This is a genomic window from Geobacillus sp. LEMMY01 (genome assembly GCF_002042905.1).
Taxonomy (GTDB): Bacteria; Bacillota; Bacilli; order Bacillales; family Anoxybacillaceae; genus Geobacillus; species Geobacillus proteiniphilus.
The window spans coordinates 1-21,558 of sequence record NZ_MVKA01000002.1; the positions used below are offsets into that span (position 1 = coordinate 1).

Annotated in this window: 20 protein-coding genes and 2 pseudogenes; 3 read left to right on the forward strand and 19 right to left on the reverse strand. The window is 51.6% G+C overall.

The annotated features are described in order from the left end of the window. The coding region (locus B1A75_RS01575; protein WP_254866586.1) for a DUF6444 domain-containing protein at positions 1 to 367 on the reverse strand (367 nt) is incomplete at its 3' end. A 98-nt stretch (positions 368 to 465) separates the two neighbouring features. Next, positions 466 to 687: a hypothetical protein gene (locus B1A75_RS01580; protein ID WP_079935622.1), complete on the reverse strand. Its 222-nt coding sequence runs from the start codon at positions 685 to 687 to the stop codon at positions 466 to 468. A 489-nt stretch (positions 688 to 1,176) separates the two neighbouring features. On the opposite strand from B1A75_RS01580, the pseudogene B1A75_RS20595 reads away from it, so the two are divergent. Beyond that, positions 1,177 to 1,374 (forward strand): annotated as a pseudogene (locus B1A75_RS20595) (IS1634 family transposase); the annotation flags it as partial. Between the two features lie 561 nt (positions 1,375 to 1,935). Here the strand turns inward: B1A75_RS20595 and B1A75_RS20725 are convergent. Together B1A75_RS20725 and B1A75_RS01605 are read right to left on the reverse strand one after the other, a co-directional pair. Next, the gene (locus B1A75_RS20725; protein WP_254866587.1) at positions 1,936 to 2,184 is read right to left on the reverse strand and encodes a hypothetical protein; all 249 of its coding nucleotides are present in this window, start codon (positions 2,182 to 2,184) and stop codon (positions 1,936 to 1,938) included. A 201-nt stretch (positions 2,185 to 2,385) separates the two neighbouring features. Next, positions 2,386 to 4,143, reverse strand: a complete 1,758-nt coding sequence (locus tag B1A75_RS01605) for an AIPR family protein (protein WP_176202378.1) — start codon at positions 4,141 to 4,143, stop codon at positions 2,386 to 2,388. Between the two features lie 996 nt (positions 4,144 to 5,139). Between B1A75_RS01605 and tagU the strand changes: the two genes are divergently transcribed. Continuing rightward, the gene (gene tagU, locus B1A75_RS01615; protein WP_079935625.1) at positions 5,140 to 6,081 is read left to right on the forward strand and encodes a polyisoprenyl-teichoic acid--peptidoglycan teichoic acid transferase TagU; all 942 of its coding nucleotides are present in this window, start codon (positions 5,140 to 5,142) and stop codon (positions 6,079 to 6,081) included. Positions 6,082 to 6,417: 336 nt separating this feature from the next. Here tagU and B1A75_RS01620 read toward each other — a convergent pair whose 3' ends face one another. The 7 genes from B1A75_RS01620 to spoIIID form a co-directional block, all read right to left on the reverse strand. Further along, entirely contained in the window at positions 6,418 to 6,789 is a 372-nt protein-coding gene (locus tag B1A75_RS01620; RefSeq protein WP_074043970.1) for a hypothetical protein, read from the reverse strand. 141 nt (positions 6,790 to 6,930) lie between these two features. Continuing rightward, the gene (fabZ, locus tag B1A75_RS01625) at positions 6,931 to 7,368 is read right to left on the reverse strand and encodes a 3-hydroxyacyl-ACP dehydratase FabZ (RefSeq protein WP_011232796.1); all 438 of its coding nucleotides are present in this window, start codon (positions 7,366 to 7,368) and stop codon (positions 6,931 to 6,933) included. 33 nt (positions 7,369 to 7,401) lie between these two features. Beyond that, positions 7,402 to 7,743 (reverse strand): DNA-directed RNA polymerase subunit beta, encoded by a 342-nt coding sequence (locus B1A75_RS01630; RefSeq protein WP_011232797.1) that lies wholly within the window; start codon positions 7,741 to 7,743, stop codon positions 7,402 to 7,404. Positions 7,744 to 7,754: 11 nt separating this feature from the next. Further along, on the reverse strand, positions 7,755 to 8,576 hold the full coding sequence (locus B1A75_RS01635; RefSeq protein WP_079935626.1) for a flagellar hook-basal body protein: 822 nt from the start codon (positions 8,574 to 8,576) through the stop codon (positions 7,755 to 7,757). 21 nt (positions 8,577 to 8,597) lie between these two features. After that, positions 8,598 to 9,428 (reverse strand): flagellar hook-basal body protein, encoded by an 831-nt coding sequence (locus B1A75_RS01640; protein ID WP_079935627.1) that lies wholly within the window; start codon positions 9,426 to 9,428, stop codon positions 8,598 to 8,600. 325 nt (positions 9,429 to 9,753) lie between these two features. Then, the gene (gene mreB, locus B1A75_RS01645; protein WP_011232800.1) at positions 9,754 to 10,755 is read right to left on the reverse strand and encodes a rod shape-determining protein; all 1,002 of its coding nucleotides are present in this window, start codon (positions 10,753 to 10,755) and stop codon (positions 9,754 to 9,756) included. A gap of 106 nt (positions 10,756 to 10,861) precedes the next feature. Next, positions 10,862 to 11,125 carry a sporulation transcriptional regulator SpoIIID gene (gene spoIIID, locus B1A75_RS01650; RefSeq protein WP_011232801.1) on the reverse strand — a complete coding sequence of 88 codons (264 nt, stop codon included), beginning with the start codon at positions 11,123 to 11,125 and terminating at the stop codon, positions 10,862 to 10,864. 308 nt (positions 11,126 to 11,433) lie between these two features. On the opposite strand from spoIIID, the gene B1A75_RS01655 reads away from it, so the two are divergent. Continuing rightward, entirely contained in the window at positions 11,434 to 11,943 is a 510-nt protein-coding gene (locus B1A75_RS01655; RefSeq protein WP_079935628.1) for a BsuPI-related putative proteinase inhibitor, read from the forward strand. Positions 11,944 to 12,238: 295 nt separating this feature from the next. On the opposite strand, the pseudogene B1A75_RS20170 reads toward B1A75_RS01655, so the two are convergent. The 8 genes and pseudogenes from B1A75_RS20170 to nuoN all read right to left on the reverse strand — a co-directional run. Next, a pseudogene (locus B1A75_RS20170) lies at positions 12,239 to 12,390 on the reverse strand (chromate transporter); the annotation flags it as partial. Between the two features lie 25 nt (positions 12,391 to 12,415). Further along, positions 12,416 to 14,020, reverse strand: a complete 1,605-nt coding sequence (locus B1A75_RS01665) for a gamma-glutamyltransferase family protein (protein ID WP_079935629.1) — start codon at positions 14,018 to 14,020, stop codon at positions 12,416 to 12,418. A gap of 412 nt (positions 14,021 to 14,432) precedes the next feature. Next, on the reverse strand, positions 14,433 to 15,320 hold the full coding sequence (gene spoIIQ / locus B1A75_RS01670; protein WP_079935630.1) for a stage II sporulation protein SpoIIQ: 888 nt from the start codon (positions 15,318 to 15,320) through the stop codon (positions 14,433 to 14,435). A gap of 174 nt (positions 15,321 to 15,494) precedes the next feature. Beyond that, on the reverse strand, positions 15,495 to 16,526 hold the full coding sequence (gene spoIID, locus B1A75_RS01675) for a stage II sporulation protein D (RefSeq protein WP_079935631.1): 1,032 nt from the start codon (positions 16,524 to 16,526) through the stop codon (positions 15,495 to 15,497). Positions 16,527 to 17,093: 567 nt separating this feature from the next. Next, entirely contained in the window at positions 17,094 to 18,398 is a 1,305-nt protein-coding gene (gene murA / locus B1A75_RS01680; protein ID WP_014196941.1) for a UDP-N-acetylglucosamine 1-carboxyvinyltransferase, read from the reverse strand. 31 nt (positions 18,399 to 18,429) lie between these two features. Next, positions 18,430 to 19,185, reverse strand: a complete 756-nt coding sequence (locus B1A75_RS01685) for a YwmB family TATA-box binding protein (protein WP_079935632.1) — start codon at positions 19,183 to 19,185, stop codon at positions 18,430 to 18,432. A 260-nt stretch (positions 19,186 to 19,445) separates the two neighbouring features. Then, positions 19,446 to 19,685, reverse strand: coding sequence for a DUF1146 family protein (locus B1A75_RS01690; protein ID WP_014196942.1), 240 nt, complete (start codon positions 19,683 to 19,685; stop codon positions 19,446 to 19,448). A 378-nt stretch (positions 19,686 to 20,063) separates the two neighbouring features. Next, positions 20,064 to 21,557 (reverse strand): NADH-quinone oxidoreductase subunit NuoN, encoded by a 1,494-nt coding sequence (nuoN, locus tag B1A75_RS01700; protein ID WP_014196943.1) that lies wholly within the window; start codon positions 21,555 to 21,557, stop codon positions 20,064 to 20,066. Position 21,558 lies beyond the last annotated feature (1 nt).

A 21,558-nucleotide genomic window follows, 5' to 3' on the forward strand; every position in this document is an offset into this window, starting at 1 on the left:
CTAAAGAGGGACCACATCCTTTGMATTGGGTCACACGGTGAAGGACTCGATGGTCAGGATTCGGTGCTTGGCGGAGCGTCGTTCCTTGGTGCCCTGGCTGTCCTCCCGGCCGTTTCTCCGACGGTTGGCGAGAAGGAGATTTCGCCCCAAACCGGTCAGAGGACGGCGGTAAATGACTATTCGTACTGTTTTTTTTCGTACGGGCTTCTAATTCTGCAATACGTGCTTTCAATTGCTGGTTTTCTTGTCTTAACTGTTTATTTTCGTTGATGAGTTTTTCGATGGTCTGTGCTTGACGTTCGATGTTTGCCACCATGCTTTCGAGTGTGAAGACCGCTTCTTGGAAGCCAAAAGCAACATTTGCCATTGTGTTCACCTCCCATGTCTATGATGGTAATTAGTATAGACAAGGAAGGTACGAACAAACCGGCTCTCGTAAATTTTTTCTATGTACGGGCTGAATAGTTACTTTTGATAAGCATTATGGTATAATCTATCATTAAGCTTTTCTTGAATTTGCAGCAACAAATGGTACATGGCTTCATCATTTTTCACAATGTCGTCTAAATTGACATTCAGCTCTCGTTCGACCCTTAAAGCCTTTGCTACTCTTGAATTAACTGCTTTCACTTTGCTTTTTATATTGCCGTCGTTCATTAAGAATTTTCGGAACTCTTCTTCTCTCATTCTACACTCCTCCACCTTCTTTTTTTAGATAATATCATAAAAAATGGCAGCCTGATTTAGCAAATCGCTGTTTAAACATTTCTTTTTATCGCGATGGGTTAAACGCAATGTCATTTCCTCTTTCGAGCAAGGTTCATCACCATAACGTGTACTTGACGAGTGAGGCTTTTTCTCTTATCACCATGTATAAAAGTCGTTGATTTACTACCCTTTTTAGGTGGTGATGGCATATGAAACGAAAGGAGAATCGTCGATTGAAAGCTCCTATTATGAAAAGAAAAGGATTTCAGCCATCTAGGGCTTTTCGTTCTAGACGATTTACCCGAGTTCGACAGTTTTGAGGCCATTTTAGGCAAATGAAAATGGCCAAAATGCTGTTATATCAAGGATTTCGCCATACGGATCCTAGAAAAAAGAGCTGAATTTCATAGGCACACGACTTGACAATTTATCATTTTAAAAAAGCCTAATATCGTTTATAATATAGGCATGTACATACGACGAGTAACACGCAAAAACAAAGACGGAACGACCGTGGCGTATCTCCAGCTTGCTCACAACGAATGGGATCCGAAGGCCAAATATGCGAAAGCGAAGGTGATTTATTCGTTTGGGCGCGAAGACGAGGTGGATCGCGCTGTCTTGGAGCGTCTGGCCAAAAGCATTTCGCGATTCCTTTCTCCTGACTCATGATTCATGGCCAAAAGTAAGAGACGAATGTGAGCGTCTCATGCTTGGTCATTTTTCTTCCAAAAACGGCGACCTGCATCAACGGACTGAACTGACGGCCAAACAAGCGCAACTCTTTGCGGCTCTAGGGCTGGAGCCTCCTCCGAAGATCCTAGGCATCTATCCTCGCGCCTAGATACACGCCCAAAGTGTGCCCAAATGTCTCTCGTCCCTTTTGCATCAAGGGGCGAGAGGTATTTTGTTTGCCTAGTGACTGTCGAACTCGGGATCTACATATGCGAAAATAAGCTTTCCTGCTTCTAAACAAGACGCCATCACGCAGTATGTATTTGATCTACAAAGGGGCTGGCCCAAAAGTCTGCCAAAAAGCGGACTTTTGAAGTCAGCCCCTTCTCTTTTCCATCGATCCATCAGGCGCGCTGGAAATCTTTATCTAAAAAAGCGTGCAAACATTCCGAAAGAATGTGCAAAATCCGGAATAATTCGCAAACATTTTGCACATTCTTTCGGAATCCATCTGAAATAACTTAAAAAAGGATTCTGAAATAATGTGCTAATTTATAGCAAGAAACCTAGGAACGTCGTGGCATTGGTGGCCTCCGCTTGATGAACCACGGCGTCCCCATCGTGGATATTCACGGAGCCAAATACCGAAACACGGGCATGATGGCCGAATGTCGGCGTCGGCACTCGTTTTTGACGGCCGACCTCGGACCAGGTGGATCTCAAGACATGGATGTTTCGCTCCTGCTTGCGAAGTTCCCGTGGCGTCCATCCGTGATCGTTGGTGATGTTGAGGCGTTTCATGAATGCCCCCTTTCCTTTTCCATGGTTTTCCTTAGGAACAGGATAACCAAAGTGAGCACCGCTTATACGAAGGTTAACTTTTCAATGAGCATGTATATAATTTTGGATAATCAGCACTCGTGTAGAAGAACGATTTTATGACGAATAAAATCGTTCTTCATATAATTTTTTTACAATATATGATAGTGCCCTTTTATGCGCTTATCTTTTTAGCCTTACTTTCGAAGAGAAATCATCAAGTACTTTTATATTACCGGAAATCCTACAAGACCCAACGATACTACCAACCATATCTTGGAAATTTTTAATAGCTGCTTTTATATTTTCACTATTTTTTAGCCCTTTCTTTATAGATGGGAGTAGTTGGCTGCTGAATGGTATAGTTAGTTCAACTATTGGTTTCCAATATTGCTCGCCTTCTTCAGGGGAAGTCGCATTTCCGAACGAAACATCAAACAAATTCGTAATTGCTCGTCCAAGCAATGTTTCTAAACAACTAGCTATAGCTGCAGTTAATAAAAGTGTAGCGCCGCGATATCTTAAAAACTCTAATTGACTTTGCTCGTTTTGAGTTAGTCCGTCTTTACTTATCAATTCTTGCTTTTTGTTTTCAATAGCCCGAAGCAGTGAATACGCAAAAACTATGTGGTCAGCATGAGTTTGCTCTGAAAAAAATCTAGAGTAGAGGCCGTCTTCTATCCAAATTCGAGATTTTTCATGATAGGCGATAATCGGCTCTTGATGGAATGCAGCAAGAACTTGAGCCGCAGTATCTGACGGTAATAGATTAGGTTGTCTTCGTATCACGTCTTCGGCACCACCCCTTCTTCCTCCGAGATAGGTAACAGATGGAATTTTTTTGAATTCTTCACATAAACGACGTTGAATAGGATCCCCACTTCTAAAATCCGCAGGTTCAACTGGATTTTGTTTATTGTTGTATTCGATGATTCCTTTTACTGTCTTAACATCGCTACATTTGACAAAGCGGGCAGGAACCATGGCGTTTTGAGAAGGTCTAGTATTTAATGAGCCAATTGCTCCCGTTGTTTGTGCCCCGTTCACGATCGATAGACCAGTAATAAACAATATTGAGTCATCTTCTAGTAGTTTAAAATCATGAACTAAGACAGTAAGTCCGTTATTAAAAACCCAGAAATGCCCCGGATCTTGTCCCACCGTTTGTTTAATTCCATTGTTAATATTATTTTTACTCTTCCGACTTCCTAAATAACCACGTATATTAGAAGAGAACAGAGCATCCTTATGCTGAGAAAATACATCGTAAAGCCAACTTGCAGGTATAGTAGTCACAAAGGAATCCCAATTTTCCCCTGAAATTTTGAAGCCGCCATATGGAATTGGGACACGAAAAGAATTTCCTACTAGTATTGGATTTGTTAGCGATCTATACCACTCATCTAAAGTCCTTTGTCCCACCTCTACCGCTTTTATTTCGGTTACTTCTGAATCCGGAAAGTTACTTTCAACAAGCTTCTTTACTGTTGCCTCAACAGTTTTTAATTCATCTTTCACACTTTCTGATTCAGGGAGATTATGGACGTACCAAAACTGTACAGAGGAAATTTTATTTGCTGAAAGCGCTGAACGAAGTTCAACAGCTGCAGGCTTTAATCTTTCTGGCAAATCATCGATAGAACGGTTGAAGAGCCAAGAAGCAGCCGTATTGAGATCGCTTGCTTTGTTTGCTTTAGCACTTAATTTTGCTGTATTTTGACTATAGTAACTCTGCGCTACGATTATATATCCGTTGTCTTCATCTACGTACACCAAATCACATTTTTTATCATCATTTCCATCTGTTAGGGAGTTGACAGCCACACTATCAATGTTCTCAATTTGGAAACGAAGTTGAAGTGCAAAAAGGAGTAAAGCATTGTCTCCGTATTTTTTTAAGTCATCTCGTGCATTGAAAGCTGCTTTGAAACCAGTCAACAACTTAATTCCCCCCTAAGTTAAGCAGAATTTAATCATTTAGAACTGAGTCAAATCTCATTGTCCGCATTGAAACAATGATACAGTAATTAACGAAAATAAAAGGCTGGTATAGTTTATTTTTAGCTAAGTATAAAGCCTAATGGGCTTTTTTTATGCTTTCTCTTTGTAATTATAAGATTATCGGATAGGTATAAGCAAGGTCGCTGTCATTGATGGGTTAGTCAAGACTTTGTGGAGAACTTTTTTCGGTTCACTACGGGCGTTGTCAATCACCGGTTAGTGAACCATTTTCAGAGATTTATATCGTAAGCGCTTTTGGACTCTCATCCCTCATCTTGAGGTGATGATATTGTATTCCATTTTTTACATCTAACCAAAATCCCGAAGCACCGACAACTCTTGATCAATCGGCGTCCCTGATGACTGTTGGAAACACGGCATGAAGACAGCGAACACCTTTTGAAGAGTTCTAAATAATGGATCCTCCAACTCTTTTCATAAAGGCCATTCTGTGGTAAGATGTTGTTGAATCTTCATGGACTCTCTCCCTCCTGTTTTGTTGATGTTGCCTATCACCATCATAGCAGGGAGAGAGTCCTTTTTGTATGAGATTTGCTTTTTCCTACCGCGCTTCGCTTGGTGGCCCCGACGAGCGTGGCAAACAAAAATTCGCAACCCTCGTCGGGAATCATTCCTGAATGTCGCCCACAAATATTTTACTCACACTTTTGATAACGAACCTTTTATTTTCAAAAGAGGCTAAGCTAAAGAACTTTTTCCTTTTCACCCGCTCTGGCTCGTTGCGGAACACGGCTTGGCTACGAATGAGCATTTCGCGTTTTCTTGGAAATAGTAAACCATGTTGGTGTCATATTCCTTGTGGATGACGTCGTACGCTGCCTGCAGGCGGAACGGCCCTGTTGTCTTCTCTTGGAAAACGGTCTATAATCGAAATGGTGTACACGAAAATTTCTAAATGAAAAAGGAAGAGAGTCCATGAGAGCAGAACGTCGAAAAAAGAGGAAAAAATGGCTACGCTGGATTGTGGGGGCGTTTGTTGCGCTGTTTGTTGGAACAGGAATATTCGCCTATTCCATTTATCATCATGTGAAACAGACGGCGAACCAAATGCACGAGGACGTCAACTGGAAGTCGGAGAAGCGGAAAGAAGACGTTTCGTTTGAACGGAAGACGCCGATTTCCATTTTGTTGATCGGCGTTGATGAACGCAAAGGGGATCGTGGGCGCGCGGATACGCTGATTGTGATGACGGTGAATCCCAACAAACAGTCGATTGACATGGTGAGCGTGCCGCGCGATACGAGAACGGAGATTATCGGAAAAGGGACGAAAGATAAAATCAACCACTCGTACGCCTTTGGCGGAGTGGAGATGACGATGGCGACGGTGGAACACTTTTTAGATATTCCCATTGACTATTACATTAAGGTCAACATGGAAAGCTTCCGCGACATCGTCGATGCGGTCGGCGGAGTGACGGTGAACAACCCGTTCGCTTTTACGTATGAAGGAACGCACTTCCCGAAAGGCGAGATTACGTTGAACGGGGACGAAGCGCTGAAATACTCCCGCATGCGGAAAGAGGACCCGCGCGGCGATTTCGGACGCCAGGACCGCCAAAAACAAATCATTCAAGCGATTATTGAGAAAGGCGCAAGCTTCTCGTCGCTCACGAATTACAGCGATGTGCTCGCAGCGATCGGGAAAAACGTGAAAACGAACTTGACGTTTGAGGAAATGAAAGAAATTCAAGCGAATTACAAAGGCGCCCGCAAACAGATCAAACAGCTCCACATCACCGGCCAGGGGACGAAAATTAACGGCATTTATTACTTGATCGTGCCGGAGAGCGAACGGCTGGCGATTTCGAATGAGTTGAAAGAGCATCTGGAGCTGAAAGCGACGGCGGCGAAGTAAATGCGACGCGCACCTTAAGAGGTGCGCGTTTTCATTGGGCGATGAAGTGCTTGGCGAGCTTTGTTCGGATCGTCCGATACTGTTCCGCGATGGGCGATTTTGGGTTGTCGACGGTGATCAGCTTCCATTTCGCTTTTGTGGCGTGCTTTCCTGTTTTACGAACCTATGGTTTCACCTCTTGTTTACGGAATGGCGGCTTGGTGTTTCATGTTTTGATTTAGATCCACCACGATCATGCTGACAGCACCGAGCACGGGCAGTGTACTATATCTAACAGAAATCGTCCCCAATTTCCACAAATCAAAAAAAGCTGCCGAACAGGCAGCTTCCATGCGGTTATTCATCTTTATTGTCTTTGTCATTCGCATCCCGCGGATCTTCAATCGGGTCTTCGCGGTCCGGCACTCTGTCACGTTCGTCGTCGCCCGGTCCGTTGTTCGTATCGTCTCCCGGCGGGAGTTGATTGTTTTGGTTGTCGTTCAAATCGGTATCGCGGTTGTCCGGGATGCCGTCATTGTCTTTGTCGTTGTCGACGTTATCGTTTTGGTTGATGTCATCAGCCGGGTTCATGTCTTGATCGTTGACATCGTTTTGGTTGTTGTTCGGCGGCGGCGGATTGTTGTTGTCGCGGTTCATATTGCATCCAGCCGCTAAAAAGAGGGCGACAAGGGCGCTGAACAGCCGGATCAGCAACGCTTTTTTCTTCATCCTATCTGCTCCTTTCTATTGGTTGTGGTGACCTTATGTAAGGCCGGTCCTTGTTTATCTTTCCCAGAAAGAAACTTTTCATTCGCACGCTATATAGCGCAGCCGACAAAAAAACGCGCTCCCCGAAGGAACGCGTTTTGTTCAGTCAGCTCGTTTGTCGCCAAGAGCGAACATCAACTCCGTTTCGCAGACAAGCTCGCCGTCGACGGTGGCGATGCCTTTGCCTTTGCCGATGGCGCCGCGGGCGCGGAGGATTTCGACTTCCAAGCGGAGCTGGTCGCCCGGTTTGACTTGCTTTTTAAAACGGCAGTTGTCGATGCCGGCGAAGAAGGCGAGGCGGCCGCGGTTTTCCTCGCTTTGCAGGAGGACGACGGCGCCGACTTGGGCGAGCGCCTCGACGATCAACACGCCGGGCATGACCGGGTATTCCGGGAAATGGCCGGCGAAAAATGATTCGTTGGCGCTGACGTTTTTGATGCCGACGGCGCGCTTGCCTTCTTCGATTTCCAGAATGCGGTCGACAAGCAAAAACGGATAGCGGTGCGGGATGATGGACTGGATTTGCTGGATGTCAAGCATGGACAAACTCCTTTCTCTCGTTTGGCGGCTTCATCAGCCGCGATCCGTTCCTTTCTCGACGATATCGATGATGTGCTTCCACGTGGACGGGCGGAATACATCGAGCGGCTTCCCATCGCCGATGGCGCTGTAGCCGACGACCGCGCCGGCGGCGAGGCTTGCGGCCATCAAGACGATCACGATGATCAGCCGAAGCCAGATCGGGATGAGCCGGGTGCGGACGAACCGGCGCGGCGCGGCCGCCTCCCCTTCCGGCGGAAGGGCTTTGGCTTCCGGTTCGGCGGGAGTCGGCGGGCTCTTTCTTACTCGGCCTTTCCGCCTCGCCATCCGGGAAGACGGCGAGCGCATAGGTTCTTGATGCCTCTCGTCACTCATCGCGATCCTCCTTATGAGGAGCGCATGCCGTTAATCAGCCCGAGCATTTGTTCGGAGATGGAAACGGCGCGGGCGTTGAGCTGATACGCTCGGCTTGTCGCCATCAGGCCGACCATTTCCTCGCCAAGGTCGACGTTCGCTTGTTCGAGCGCGCCTTGCTTGACGCTGATTTGGCCGCGCAAGCTGCCGTTCAGTTCTTCGGCCGCGCCTGGGACGTTGGGAAGCGCATAGACATTGCCGCCGCGGGCTTCCAGAAGCTGCGGACGGCGGATCATGGTGACGCCCAAATTGACGCGGGCGACGACGCGGCCGTCGGTATTGGTTGCCGTCAACGTCCCAGTCGGGGACATCTGCACGTCATGCGCATCGGCGGGAAGCACAATCGGCGCGTTCCTTTCATCAAGCACAAACAGGCCGTCGCTTGTCGTCAAAGCAAGCTCGCCGTTCATGGGCGCAAGCGAAAAGTTGCCGGCGCGGGTGTAGCCGATCGTTTCCGCGCCGTTTTGATCGGCCAGACGGACGCGGAACCATTGGTTTTCGGCCGTCAAGGCAAAATCCAAGCGGCGGCCGGTTTCCACCAGCGCGCCTTGCTTGGTGATGAGCATCGTCGAAGCGAGACGCGCCCCGTTGCCATAGCGCACGCCCGCCGGCGTTTGCCGGGGCGCTTCGTCGTTCGGCAGGCGGTCGATTTGTTGGGTCAAGAGCTCGGCAAAGCTCGCTTCGCGCCGTTTAAAGCCGACGGTGTTGCTGTTGGCGATGTTATGGCTGATCGTATCGAGCCGCTGCTGCAAAGCGTTCATCGTGTTGGCGGCGGTGAGCATCGAGCGGAGCACGGGCTTGTCCCCCTTTCGTCATCATTTCAGGCGGCCGACTTCGTTGACGGCCTTGTCCAAGCTGCGGTCGTACGCTTGGACGATTTTTTGGTTCGCTTCAAACGTGCGGTAGGCGGCGAGCAAATCGGTCATCGTCCGCTCAATGTCGACGTTCGACCGCTCGAGAAAACGCTGTTTCACCGTATACGTCACATTGCCGGGCGCCTGCGGCAACGGCCCTGTCGTGCTGCGGAATAAGCCGTTTCCTTCCTTGACCAACGTTTGCGGATTGGCGGCGAATGCAACGCCGAGACGGGTGGCCGTCCCATTCTCATCGATGATCGTTCCATCGTCGCGGACGGCAAACCGCTCGCTTGAGAGCGGAATGCGCTCGCCATTGGCATCAAGCACATACCAGCCCTCTTGCGTCGTCAAGTAGCCGTCCGGGCTCAAGGTGAAATGACCGTTTCTTGTGTAGCGGACCTCCCCTTGACCGTTGGCGACGGCAAAAAACAGCGCGCCTCGCTGGCCGCTCGCCCGGTCGACGGGGACTTGTCCGTCCACAAGGGCGATATCGGTCGCCAAGCCGGTTTCTTTCACATCCCCTTGGCGGAAGTTCGGGATGAGCTCTTGCATATATACACCCGTGACGAGCGGCCCAATGACGGTTTGCGTCGGGATGGCGCGCCTTGAGGCGGTCGGGATCGGTTGATCCTCGAGGCGGCTCATCAACAGTTCCGGAAACGCTCTCATTGCGGCCGTATCGGCTTTGTATCCCGGCGTTTCGGCGTTCGCCAAATTGTTCGTCAACCAATCGACGCGCCGCTCTTGCGCCAACATGCCGCTCGTAGCGGTGTACAACCCTCTTAACATGACCAGCACCTCGCTTGTCCGATCGATCAGAAAAAGCCGCGGCCGCTCTTTAGGCAGCGGCGGATGGGGTATTCCCTATGGTCAAGCGGGCGGGGCGTTGCCCTGCCGCTCCAGAAGTCATTATAAGCGGGCAAGGGCAGCCGCGGCATCCCCCGCCATTCCTTTTTTGCCCGCCTCGCTTGTCCCGGCGGCGGTTGTATCCATTTTGATCACGCCATGAGAAAAACGTTCTTCCAAAGCGGTCTGCGCCTGAATGCCGCAAAAGGTTGACTCTATAAGGTTGATCCAGGTGAACCATCTCTTGGCCAAAGGGCATGACGGCTTTTTATATCAACTGCGATTTCGGCGCCCGATCGATGTTTTCAAGCATAATCCCGGTGCCAAGAGCGACGCAGTCCATCGGATTCTCAGCGACGAACACCGGAAGCTTCAGCTCTTCTGACAGCAATAAATCGATGCCATGAAGCAATGCGCCGCCGCCCGTTAAAATGACGCCGCGGTCGATAATATCCGCCGACAATTCCGGCGGGGTGCGCTCGAGCACGCTTTTGGCGGCTTGTACAATCAATGACACCGGCTCGCGAAGCGCTCGTTCGATCTCCTCCGATCGAACGGTGATCGTGCGCGGCAGTCCGGTGACGAGATCGCGGCCGCGGACGTCGATTTCTTCGGACCGTGCGCCTGGGAATACCGTTGCGACCTTAATCTTGATTTCCTCGGCCGTTCGCTCCCCGATGAGCAGCTTATATTCGCGCTTGATGTAGTTTAAAATCTCCATATCAAACTTGTCCCCGGCCATTTTAATGGAAGAGGCGGTGACGATGTCTCCCATCGAGAGAACCGCGACGTCAGTCGTGCCACCGCCAATATCAACGACCATGTTTCCGCACGGCTGAAAAATGTCCATTCCGGCGCCAATGGCTGCGACTTTCGGCTCTTCCTCCAAGTACACTTTTTTGCCGCCGCTTTTTTCCGCTGCCTCTTTGATCGCTTTCCGTTCCACGGATGTTGTGTTCGTCGGGCAACAAATCAAAATGCGCGGTTTGGCGAAAAAGCCTTTTAGGTCGAGCTTGCTTAAGAAATGCTTCAGCATCGCTTCGGTAATGTCAAAATCCGCGATGACGCCGTCTTTGAGCGGCCGAATGGCAACAATATTCCCAGGAGTACGTCCGACCATTCGTCGTGCTTCTTCGCCGACTGCCAGCACTTTGTTCGTGTGTTTATCGATCGCCACGACGGACGGCTCATTGAGCACGATGCCTTTGCCTTTGACGAAAATGAGGACGTTCGCCGTGCCTAGGTCAATGCCGATGTCTCGTGAAAACATATGACTTGCTCCTCCTTGCCTCTGCCCTAAAATCATTCCTAATTGTTTATTTTACCATATTTGCCTCCCGGAATGATACTGCAAACGGCAGATGGCAAGGAAAAAGTCAGTTGTTTTTCACCGTCTGCTTTTTATACTTTTTCTTCGTTGCTTCCCCGCCGCGCAAATGGCGGATCGATTTATGGTAATCGAGAATTTGTTTGACTTCTTGAGCCAGTTCCGGGTTGATTTCCGGCAGCCGCTCGGTCAAGTCTTTATGCACGGTGCTTTTGGATACGCCAAATTCTTTCGCAATGACGCGAACGGTTTTCCTCGTCTCCACGATATACTTGCCAATCTTGATCGTACGCTCTTTGATGTAATCGTGCACACCACTCGCCCTCCCTAAGTTGGATGTGAGAAGTGAGAAGTGTGAAATGAGACTCGTCTTGCCAATGATGAGCGCCGCTTTCGTTGGATGTCTTAGAAGCGTCTTCATCGCGTCGTTTGCCGGTTGTGAACGATCCCCACCTCAACCACTCTCATTGCTGTTCAATTTGTAACATTTTATTAGACAAATCGGGCATATATACCAGAAATATCAAGGCGGACAACGGTTTTTTCACAATTTTTTGCCGCTTGTAACGAAGAGAAAACGGGAAACGACTATAATATAGAAAAGCCAAAGGAGGAGCCAGAATGGGAAAAGGAAAAACGATCGGCATCATTGCGGCGCTCGCGGGAGCGGCGGCCGCGAGCGCGCTGTTCATGTACACAAACGGCAGCGATCGGCCGCAGGCGAAAGACGATTTGCTTGGCCCCGCTCCGGCCGGCAAACCAGCGCCCGCGGGCGGAAAAGGCATCATCGCCGGGACGCTTGAGCCGTCGCTGACATATGAAAAACAAAACGGGGCGTATGTGTTTACCTTCACGGTGAAAAACCAAACCGAACGCGTGCAAACCATAACGTTCACGAGCGGAAAAAAATACGACTACATCTTGTACCGCGGCAAGAAAAAAGTGAAGCAGTTCAGCGAAGGAAAGATGTTTACGCAAATTTACGAGGAGCGAACGTTAAAGCAAGGAGAAGAACTGTCGTTCCAGGAGACGTTCCGCGGCCTAAAACCCGGAACGTATACGCTTGAGTGGTGGCTCGCTGACAAACACTGGCCGACCGCGCGGGCGAAGGCGACATTTACGGTCGAGTGAAGGCGCTGCCGGTTTCGCCTTCGCGGCTGTTGCCGCGCTCGCCATCCGGCGTCTAAATTAGGAAAACGCTCCTGTCCCGAGCGCTTTTTGCGGCCTTTTCCAACAGGAATTTCTGCATCGATGTTCTTTTTTGCCCGCACTGCCACAAAAAGAGGGATGCTCACCCATGGATGAAGCATCCCGTTGCAGCGCCGAAAGGATTTTCTCTGCATTAAGACAAAAAGAAAGCCCCATACACAAGCGACAAGGCGATGACATACGCCGGGTGCAGGCGCCATTTGCCAAACATCAAAAAGGCGCTGGCGGCGATTTCAGCGAATTCTTCATCCGCCATCCAGCGGTATTTCGCCACCACTTCAGCGCGCACAAGCGGGATCGAAGACGGGCCGCCCCCATATCCAAGCTGCCGACGCGGAAAAAAGCGAGAAACAAATGCCATTGGTTCATCGAAGTCATCCCTTTATCGTGAGTCTCACCAAGCGGCCACCGCACCGTCCGTGCGCGGCTCCGTCCCGGCGGCGAGCACGCCGGTGTCAGGATCGCGCCAAATGATTTGCCCGCGGCCGAACAGTCCGCTGTCCAACGCCAAGCGGATGTCATGCCCTTTGCGGGCGAGCGCTTCAGCGATATGGCGCGGGAAGTGCGGCTCCACCAATACCGTTTTCCCTTCCATCCACTGCCAACGTGGCGCATCGAGCGCCGCTTGCGGGTTTAAGTCAAAATCGATCGTGTTCATGATCACTTGCAGATGCCCTTGCGGCTGCATAAATCCGCCCATGACGCCGAACGGGCCGACCGGCGCGCCGCCTTTGGTCAAAAAGCCGGGGATGATCGTATGGTACGGCTTTTTCCTTGGCGCCAGCCCGTTCGGATGGCCGTCATCAAAGGCGAAGTTATGGCCGCGGTTATGCAAGGCAATGCCCGTTCCTGGGACGACGAGGCCCGAGCCGAAGCCCATGTAGTTGCTTTGAATATAGGACACCATATTCCCTTCGCCGTCGGCGGCGGCCAAATAGACCGTTCCGCCTTTTGGCGGCGTTCCGGGCTCCGGCGTCAGCGCCTCCTCGCCGATTTGCGCCCGGCGCATCGCGGCAAACGATTCCGACAACAGCTCGTCTGGGCTGCAGTTCATATAGCGGCGGTCGGCGATGTACGCTTTCCCATCGGCAAAGGCAAGCTTCATCGCCTCGATTTGCCGGTGGTGCGTCTCGACATCCGGGACGCTTGGCACGTCAAACCCGTTCATGATGTTGAGCGCCATCAACGCGACAAGCCCTTGGCCGTTCGGCGGAATTTCCCACACCTCATAGCCGCGGTAGGAGACGGAGATCGGCTCGACCCATTCCGGTTCATACTCGGCGAGGTCGTCCGCCGCCAAAAAGCCGCCGTATTGCCTCGAGAAGGCGGCGATTTTTTCCGCCAGCTCGCCGCGGTAAAAGCTTTCCGCTTCCGTTTCGGCAATGGAGCGCAGCGTCGCCGCATGGTCCGGCGAGGCCCACACTTCGCCGATCTTCGGCGCGCGGCCGCCCGGCGCAAACGTCGCAAACCAGGCGGCAAACTCCGGCCCACGAAGCGCTTCTTTGTATGTACGAAACGCCGCAGCCCAATACTTTCCGAGCACTGGCGAAACCGGATAGCCGTTTTCCGCATAGGCGATCGCCGGTGCGAGCGTTTCCACAAGCGGCAGGCGGCCGAAGCGCTTTGACAGCGCCGCCCACGCCGCCGGCGCCCCCGGAACGGTCACCGGAGCAAAGCCGTATTTCGGCATCTCCGTATAGCCGCGCTCTTTAAGCGCTTCAATCGAGATCGCTTTCGGCGCATAGCCGCTCGCGTTTAATCCGTACAGCTTCCCGTCCGTCCAAACAAGGGCGAACGCATCGCCGCCGATGCCGTTCGATGTCGGTTCGACAACCGTCAAGCAGGCGGCCGCGGCGATCGCCGCATCGATGGCATTGCCGCCTTTTTTCAACACATCAAGCCCCGCTTGCGCCGCGAGCGGCTGCGACGTTGCGACGACGCCGTTTTTGGCGAACACCGTCATCCGCTGCGATGGGTATGGGTGGTATAGGTAGTCCATGGCCACGATCCCCTTTCTTTCGTTAAGGAAGAATAAAATGTTTTACAAACGAAACTTGTTTCTGTTTTTCATTTATTTTAAAGGAAAGAGGGGGTTATTTCCATCCTTGTTCCTAAAAAATGAAAGAATATTCAAATCATAATTTTTGGCGGTTCATCACCGAAAGATGTACTGGACTTTTAGACACAAACATAATATCGTCCCTCCCAATCGAACAAAAAATAGCCATGACTTTTTGGGGCACCTATCATGAAAAACGTTTTTTATCTTATGGTGAAGAGCTTTTTTGGCTACCGTTTTTCCCACGTCCGACTTTGGAAGCGGCAAAACAAAAAGACCCGCCCGTTTGTCTTGGCAAACGGACAGGCCTTTTCGTCGCGTTTTTCGTTTCCTCCGTTAGACGCCTTGTCGATTACGCTCTTGCCATGCCGATCGAGGCATCGGGCGTTTTGTAAGACGAAGCGTCATCATGTTCGTCTTGGTTGTTGTCGCTTGGCGCCGTCGAATGGTCGTCAACCGGCGCTTGTTCGTTCGCTGGGTTTTCGTCTGTCGGCGCTGTTTCGTCACTTGGCATCAATTCTTTTTCTTTGCTTGTGGCGGCGCGATCGGTTCCTGCGTTGTCTTCCGTTTTATCGGTCAAGGCAGTCAACGGTTTGTCGACATAGTCGATCGGGTTGACCGCCCGGCCGTCTTTGCGAATTTCAAAATGGACGTGGATGCCGGCTTCTTTGTTGAATTCGCTTTGCCCTGCCTTGCCGATCACTTCACCTTGTTTCACCGTGTCGCCGGCTTCGACTTTCACATCAGCGAGCGATTGATAGACGGTCGTGACCCCTTGTTCATGATTGATTTCGACAACATAGCCTAAAATCGGGTCTTTTTCCGCTTTCGTCACCGTGCCGCTTAAGGAAGCGGTGACGTCAAACGTTTTGCCGTCTTGGCGCACAAGATCGATGCCTTGGTTCGGGTGGTACGTATGATCATAAAAGACGAGGGCTGCTTCCTGTTCTGCTTCGGATGCTTTGTCATCGTAGAATGGCGTTTTCACTTGCACCGCATTTGGATCAAGCACCGGCATCGCAATCGTTTCGACCGTTTCATTGACCGGAACAGCCGGATTTTCTTGCTGGGCGGTGCCGTTTTTCGCCACGTTGTCTCTGCCCGTATTCTCCTCTTTGCCCAATTGGAACCAAAGAGCGCCAGCGACGATCAATGCGGCAGACGATAAATAGATCGCCGGAAATACCCAACGTTTGCGGAACAGACGCTTCAGCGACGATTGTTTTTGTTCCTCTCTCATGTTCATCACCTCAGCAACCATTTTGAACAGAAAGAGGAAAAGATATACACATAGAAAACAATTTTTTCACTTATTTTTTGACATTAGGCTAGATTTTATACAAAAAAATGAGGGGCGTCTCCCTGCCGTTTGCCCCGAAAGTTTGACAGAAAAACCGGGGCGCAGAACCCCGGTTCATCCATTTTTCGCGGTCAATTTGTTTAAAAACGCCGTCGCCGACGAAATATGGACGCCGCGGTAATAATATTTGACGATGTCAGCGTACGTTTTCCCTTCTTTGGCCATAAAGTTGGCTCCGTATTGGCTCATGCCGACGCCATGGCCGTAGCCTTTCGTCGTAATGATGATGTCATCTCCGTTGCGCACCCAGGTGAAATCACTCGACGGCAATCCGAGCCGTTCGCGCACATCGCGGCCCGTAAACGTCTTGCCGCCAATCTTCACTTCGCCGACGCGGCGGCCGGGAGTGCGCGATACAATGACGCCGACTGAGCCGTCAGCGGGCAGTTCGATCCCCAGTCTTCGCTCGAATTCCGCCACTGGCATCGTTTTTCGCTGGTAAAACTTCGGGGATTGTTTGTCCCATGGGCTGGCGACGCTTTTTAAATACGGAAAATCGCTTTGCCAATAGGCTTCCGAATTTTCCGTATAGCCGTTGCTTGTCGAAAAAAACAGCGCCTCGATCGGCTCGTTGTTGTATGTCAAAATTTGTCCTTGCGTGTCCATCACCGCTTTTGTCACTTTTTTGATTTTCCAATCGTAGTCGCTGCCCCATAGTTTTCGTAGTTCGTCATCGCTGTAATAGACTTGATGAGCCACCGTGTCGGTCACATTCGCTCCTTTTGGCAGGCGAAACGGCTGGTTGGTGAGCAATTGCTTCACGATGTATGTTCTTGCCGTCAACGCTTGCGCCTTTAATGCCTCGAGTTCAAATTCGGCCGGCATTTCCGCCGCAACGACGCCGATGACGTATTGCTCGAGGGGAATATGTTCGACGCGTTGTTCTTTGCTTCGATAGACCGCCACGTCGATGGACGGCCCTTCGGCTGCCTGCGACTGTTGGACTTGTTCTTGCTTGTGCAGTTGTTCGGCCAATTTGGCCACCTTCCCGTCATAAAATGGAAGAACGAGCGCCGTCGGAATGACGAGGATGGCGACAAACAGCGAGAGAGCGAGCGCCATCACCGGTTTCAGTCGTTTCACCATAGCCGAGCCCCCAATATGCATTTTCCAAGCACAAGCGGACATCGCGAATGAATGCCTGCGTTGGCTTCGGTTCGTTACTATAGTTATGGGCTCGGACAAGTATATATGACAGTTTTCTTTCCAGCCAAAACCTCCATGAGCGCGTTTCGCACTCCGCCTAAAAGGCTGGTGAAAAACAACGGATTCGCTCAGTTTGTGAGAAATCGCAAGGAATGACGCTATGGTGTTGCAAGGTTTTTCCATTTGAGAAACACTGTTGGAGAACAGCATTTCCCCTTAAATCGCCATCCTGCTAAACATGAAGCCGTTGAAAAAAGTCGGTGACTGAATAGGGGGCGATGGAACAAGGGGGTTCTCGAAAGCACATGTTTCACCACCGTCGCGACTTGCTTCGCGCGATGCGATCAAGCTTATGGTGAAATTTCATACAGACGGTCTTTCTCTGAGCTTCAAAACAGACCGTTAGGAACGAACGGTTGTTTTTTACCGTCCTTCGACGGTCGCCCGTGTTCCAAGAAAAAACGACCATTCCCTGCTCGAAGGCAGTTCACGGTCGTTTTTCGCTCTTTATCCGTTCCATTGGATCGTTTGAATTTGGTCGAATTGTTCTGTTTCTTCGCGGACGCGTTCAATGTCGGCCCCAAGCGCAGCCAACTTTTCGTGGAAGCGGACATACCCGCGGTCGAGATGACGAAGCTCGGTCACGCGCGTGTAGCCGTCCGCCGCGAGTCCAGCCAAAATCAACGCCGCCGCTGCGCGCAAATCGGTGGCCGCCACTTCGGCGCCTTGCAGCTGGCACGGGCCATTGATAATGACGGAACGCCCTTCAATTTTAATATCGGCGTTCATGCGCCGGAATTCCTCCACATGCATAAAGCGATTTTCAAACACCGTCTCGGTGATCATGCTCGTGCCTTCCGCTTTCAACAAGAGAGCCATCATTTGCGACTGCATGTCGGTCGGAAAGCCCGGATATGGCATCGTTTTAATGTCGACGGCTTTCAGCTTTTCCGGACCGATGACACGCAAGCCGCTTTCCTCTTCAATGACGGTCACGCCCATTTCTTCGAGTTTAGCGATCAGCGAGCCTAAATGTTCCGGAACGGCTCCTTGCACGAGGACATTGCCGCCGGTGATTGCCGCCGCCACCATAAACGTGCCGGCTTCGATGCGGTCCGGAATGACCGTATGCGTTGTGCCGACGAGCTCGTCAACTCCCTCGATTCGAATCGTTCCGGTGCCGGCGCCGCGCACTTTGGCGCCCATCGCGTTCAAAAAGTTCGCCAAATCGACGATTTCCGGCTCTTTCGCACAGTTTTCGATCACAGTCGTGCCTTCCGCGAGCACGGCGGCCATCATAATGTTTTCCGTCGCCCCGACGCTTGGAAAGTCCAAATAAATTTTGGCGCCGCGGAGCCGTCCGTTCACTTCCGCATCGATAAAGCCATTGCCGACTTTCACAGACGCGCCCATCGCTTCAAATCCTTTTAAATGTTGATCGATCGGGCGCGAGCCAATGGCACAGCCGCCCGGCAGCGCCACGCGGGCTCGGCCGTTGCGCGCCAACAGCGGCCCCATGACAAGCACCGACGCGCGCATTTTTCGCACATATTCAAACGGCGCTTCCACCGTCAACGGACCGGTGGCATCGACGGTGACCGTCTCGTCGGCAATGTGCACATCGGCGCCTAAATAGCGGAGCACTTCACTGATTGTATATACATCGGAAAGAGCAGGCACATCATGAATCGTACTTGTTCCTTTCGTAGCCAATAAAGTGGCAGCGATGACAGGCAAAACGGCATTTTTTGCGCCTTCCACTTTGACGGTGCCGCTCAACCGGTTTCCGCCACGGACGATGATCTTTTCCAAGGTATTCCCCTCCGCGTCCAATTTCTCTATATTAGTATTCAATGGTAATGATTGGGGTTCCAGCAACGACGCGCGTCTTGCCGCCCAATCTTTCTCTCAAGGCGAGTTGCAGGTTGATCGGCTGATGATTGGCGGCCGGGAGAACGTTCTTCCACTGCCCAGTATATGCAGACAGGGAAACGAGTGACTCTTCCCGCAGCCACTCGACAGGCGTCGCTTGAAAATCGCGAAGCAATTGAGAAGCTTGATCGAACAAACCACCTTCCATATTACCACTGAACTCGCCTTCAATACAAGCGAAAAATGTAGAGTGATTCACAAATAGTCCGTTCGTCGTTTTTTGAATGTGCTGTGCTGCTTCTTTCCACCCAGCTTGGCTCCACGTTGGGCCGGTCGCTTCATAGAGGATATACGTTTGCGGCGTTCCATTTGTGACGGTCATCACGAGCTGGATTTGTTCACGAAAAAAGGAATGTTCATTCGTGCCGATCACTTTTTGCCAATGGCTAGTTTGGTGGAACGTCCAGCGGAAGGAGCGGTATGTTTGTTTGAACTCCGCCATTTTTTTGAAAAAGTCCGCATCATTTTGAATATCGTGGGCATACTCTCTTGTGTACACGACCCAGCGGCCGAGCGAGGCACCGTGTTGCGCCAATGTGTGCGCCATCATTTCCAACGGTTCGGACCATTCGTTCCCCCGCGCGCCTTCCGTCCGGTATTGCCCTGCGGCCAACAACAAGACCGCGGCGGCCAGCGCCATCAGCCAACAGATTGGATTTTTTCTCATCTTCGTTCCCTTCCTCTCCTTACTTGTTATTGTTGCCACCGGGCAAGGGAACATACGTCAAAAAAATCGACAACCGGCGATTTTTGAAATCGCTTTCATAAATAAACATCAAAGCGGAGGGCAAACAGCCGAGAATCCATGGAAGAAGGGGACGGGACGGGGAGCAAAGAGGCGGCGGCAAGAACGGATCGGCCGGACAGAGGGCGGGGCAAGCGGACAGTTGGAGGGGGAGCCGAAGCACCACGGCGCCCCGGGCCTCCCTATTCGCGGAACAAATACGGCAAATCGGTTGACCAAGCCCAATAGTCAAGGAAAAAGTTCGCCACCGTCGAGCCGATGGCAATCGTCAATAAAATGTACAGCAGCCGCCCTTGGACGACGCGGTTCGGCCGAAGCAGCACCTCGAGCCGCACCGCCTGCAGCGTCCACCACGTCACCGCTAGAAACGCCAAATGAACGATAATCGAAATCAACGCTTGTTGGCCGATGACCAGCATCATCAAGTTTCACCTCTTTCTCAAGCATATGTGAAACGGCGCATACGAAGCATTTCCTCTTTTTCGGAACGCGGCGTGCAGCCAAAGCACTTCATGCGTTTCGAAAACAGATTAAGCGTCGCATGACAAGCTCTTCTCCCCCGAAACAGCACCGGCCGCACATCCAAGGTGCTCCTCGACCCGAAACAAAGCCAGCGGGATGAGCATTCCCCTCTTTCTATGAAAATGCGCAGGCCTTGAAACTTTCATGCTAGGTGGAAAGCAAACATTGCTCGATGGAGCTTTCCTGCGCAAAGCACGCAGCGCATCCCCTCCTTTCCAAACGAAGCCGGCGGCGCAAAAAAAGAGGAGAGGCATTCTCCCTCTCCCTTTATTCTACCGTTACGGCAAAAAATCGCCAAAATGCCCAAACTGGGCAAGCATATCGTAAGCAAGCCCCGGCGCCCAGCCGATCGCCAACGTTCCAAGCGCGCAAAGAACGACGGCGGTCGACAGCCCGGCCGGCAGCCGGCCAAGCGGCGCGGTGAACGTCGGGCGGAAAAAGAGCTGGACGATCAAATTGAAATAATACACGTACGAGATGACGGTCGTGATCGCCATCACGGCGGCGAGCACATAATGGCCCGGCTCTGTGACGACAAGGCCGATGAAAATATGCAGCTTGGCGATAAAGCCAGCTGTTCCTGGGATGCCGGCGAGCGAGAGCAAAAACAGCCCGAACGCCGCAGCCAGAAATGGGCGGTGCCGATATAAGCCGGCGAGCCCATCCAAATCATCGGATCCGGTTTCATTGACAATATGGGCAATAATGGCAAACGCCCCGATGTTCATCAACGTATAGACGAGCAAATACATCCAGAGCGAATCGATCATCGCCCATGACATCGCGGCAAACCCCGCGAGCAAGTAGCCGGCGTGGGCGATGCCTGAGTAGGCGAGCAGCCGCTTTAAACTCCGCTGCCGAAGCGCCACGACGCTGCCGATGATCATCGTCAATCCAGCTAACACGGTGATGATCGGCTGCATCGACAAAAGAAGCGATGATGGGTCACGCCCTTCAGACGGCGCCGCGGCAAAGATCGTCACCAGCAAACGGAGAAGAAGGGCAAAGCCGGCCGTTTTCGACACGACGGCAAAAAACGCGGTCGCTGGAACGGGCGCTCCTTCGTACACGTCCGGCGCCCACATATGAAACGGAACAGTCGCCAGCTTAAACGAAACGCCGATGAGCAAAAGCAGAAACGCCAAAGCAAGCATGTACGGCTCGTTCGTCTCCTGCAAGCGGCGCGCGATGCCGCCGAGATTCGTCGTTCCGGTCAAGCCGAACACATAACTCATGCCAAACAGCATGATGGCGGTGGCGATGCCGCCATTGATGACGTATTTGAGCGCCGCCTCGTTCGATGCCGGCGCCGTTTTGCGCAAACCGGCCAAAATGTAGGACGACACCGAAAGCAGCTCAAGGCTGACAAATAATGTAAGCAAATCGCCGCTAGACGCCATCATCATCGCCCCAAGCAGCGCAAACAACATCATATAGACAAATTCGCCGCGGTGCGGACTGCCTTCTTTCGGCGCCCATTCGGCCACTAAAAGCAGAGCGAGCGCTCCGCCAGCCAGCAAAATGAACTTGAACGCTTTGGCGAACGCATCGAGCCGGAACGTATCATGCAAAATCGATGCCGACCCGGCCGGGATCATCGCCGCTGTCGCGATCATGGCGAGCGCCGCCGCCGCCGCGGCGCCCCAAGCAAGCGGCCGGCGGCTTCGATCACTCGGCAGCGCCAAGTCAATCACCAACAGCGCTATGGCGGCCGCGAGGACGATCCATTCGGGCGCCATCATGCTCCAATCGGATTGCCATACATCGTTCATG

What these genes read in the sequence shown, in the direction of transcription:
- B1A75_RS20725 (WP_254866587.1), bottom strand. Translation starts at nt 2,184, where the DNA reads ATGAAACGCCTCAACATCACCAACGATCACGGATGGACGCCACGGGAA.
- B1A75_RS01640 (WP_079935627.1), bottom strand. Translation starts at nt 9,428, where the DNA reads ATGTTAAGAGGGTTGTACACCGCTACGAGCGGCATGTTGGCGCAAGAG.
- B1A75_RS01665 (WP_079935629.1), bottom strand. Translation starts at nt 14,020, where the DNA reads ATGGACTACCTATACCACCCATACCCATCGCAGCGGATGACGGTGTTC.
- B1A75_RS01630 (WP_011232797.1), bottom strand. Translation starts at nt 7,743, where the DNA reads ATGAGTGACGAGAGGCATCAAGAACCTATGCGCTCGCCGTCTTCCCGG.
- B1A75_RS01655 (WP_079935628.1), top strand. Translation starts at nt 11,434, where the DNA reads ATGGGAAAAGGAAAAACGATCGGCATCATTGCGGCGCTCGCGGGAGCG.
- spoIIQ (WP_079935630.1), bottom strand. Translation starts at nt 15,320, where the DNA reads ATGAGAGAGGAACAAAAACAATCGTCGCTGAAGCGTCTGTTCCGCAAA.
- tagU (WP_079935625.1), top strand. Translation starts at nt 5,140, where the DNA reads ATGAGAGCAGAACGTCGAAAAAAGAGGAAAAAATGGCTACGCTGGATT.
- fabZ (WP_011232796.1), bottom strand. Translation starts at nt 7,368, where the DNA reads ATGCTTGACATCCAGCAAATCCAGTCCATCATCCCGCACCGCTATCCG.
- B1A75_RS01690 (WP_014196942.1), bottom strand. Translation starts at nt 19,685, where the DNA reads ATGATGCTGGTCATCGGCCAACAAGCGTTGATTTCGATTATCGTTCAT.
- spoIID (WP_079935631.1), bottom strand. Translation starts at nt 16,526, where the DNA reads ATGGTGAAACGACTGAAACCGGTGATGGCGCTCGCTCTCTCGCTGTTT.
- nuoN (WP_014196943.1), bottom strand. Translation starts at nt 21,557, where the DNA reads ATGAACGATGTATGGCAATCCGATTGGAGCATGATGGCGCCCGAATGG.
- B1A75_RS01685 (WP_079935632.1), bottom strand. Translation starts at nt 19,185, where the DNA reads ATGAGAAAAAATCCAATCTGTTGGCTGATGGCGCTGGCCGCCGCGGTC.
- B1A75_RS01580 (WP_079935622.1), bottom strand. Translation starts at nt 687, where the DNA reads ATGAGAGAAGAAGAGTTCCGAAAATTCTTAATGAACGACGGCAATATA.
- B1A75_RS01620 (WP_074043970.1), bottom strand. Translation starts at nt 6,789, where the DNA reads ATGAAGAAAAAAGCGTTGCTGATCCGGCTGTTCAGCGCCCTTGTCGCC.
- mreB (WP_011232800.1), bottom strand. Translation starts at nt 10,755, where the DNA reads ATGTTTTCACGAGACATCGGCATTGACCTAGGCACGGCGAACGTCCTC.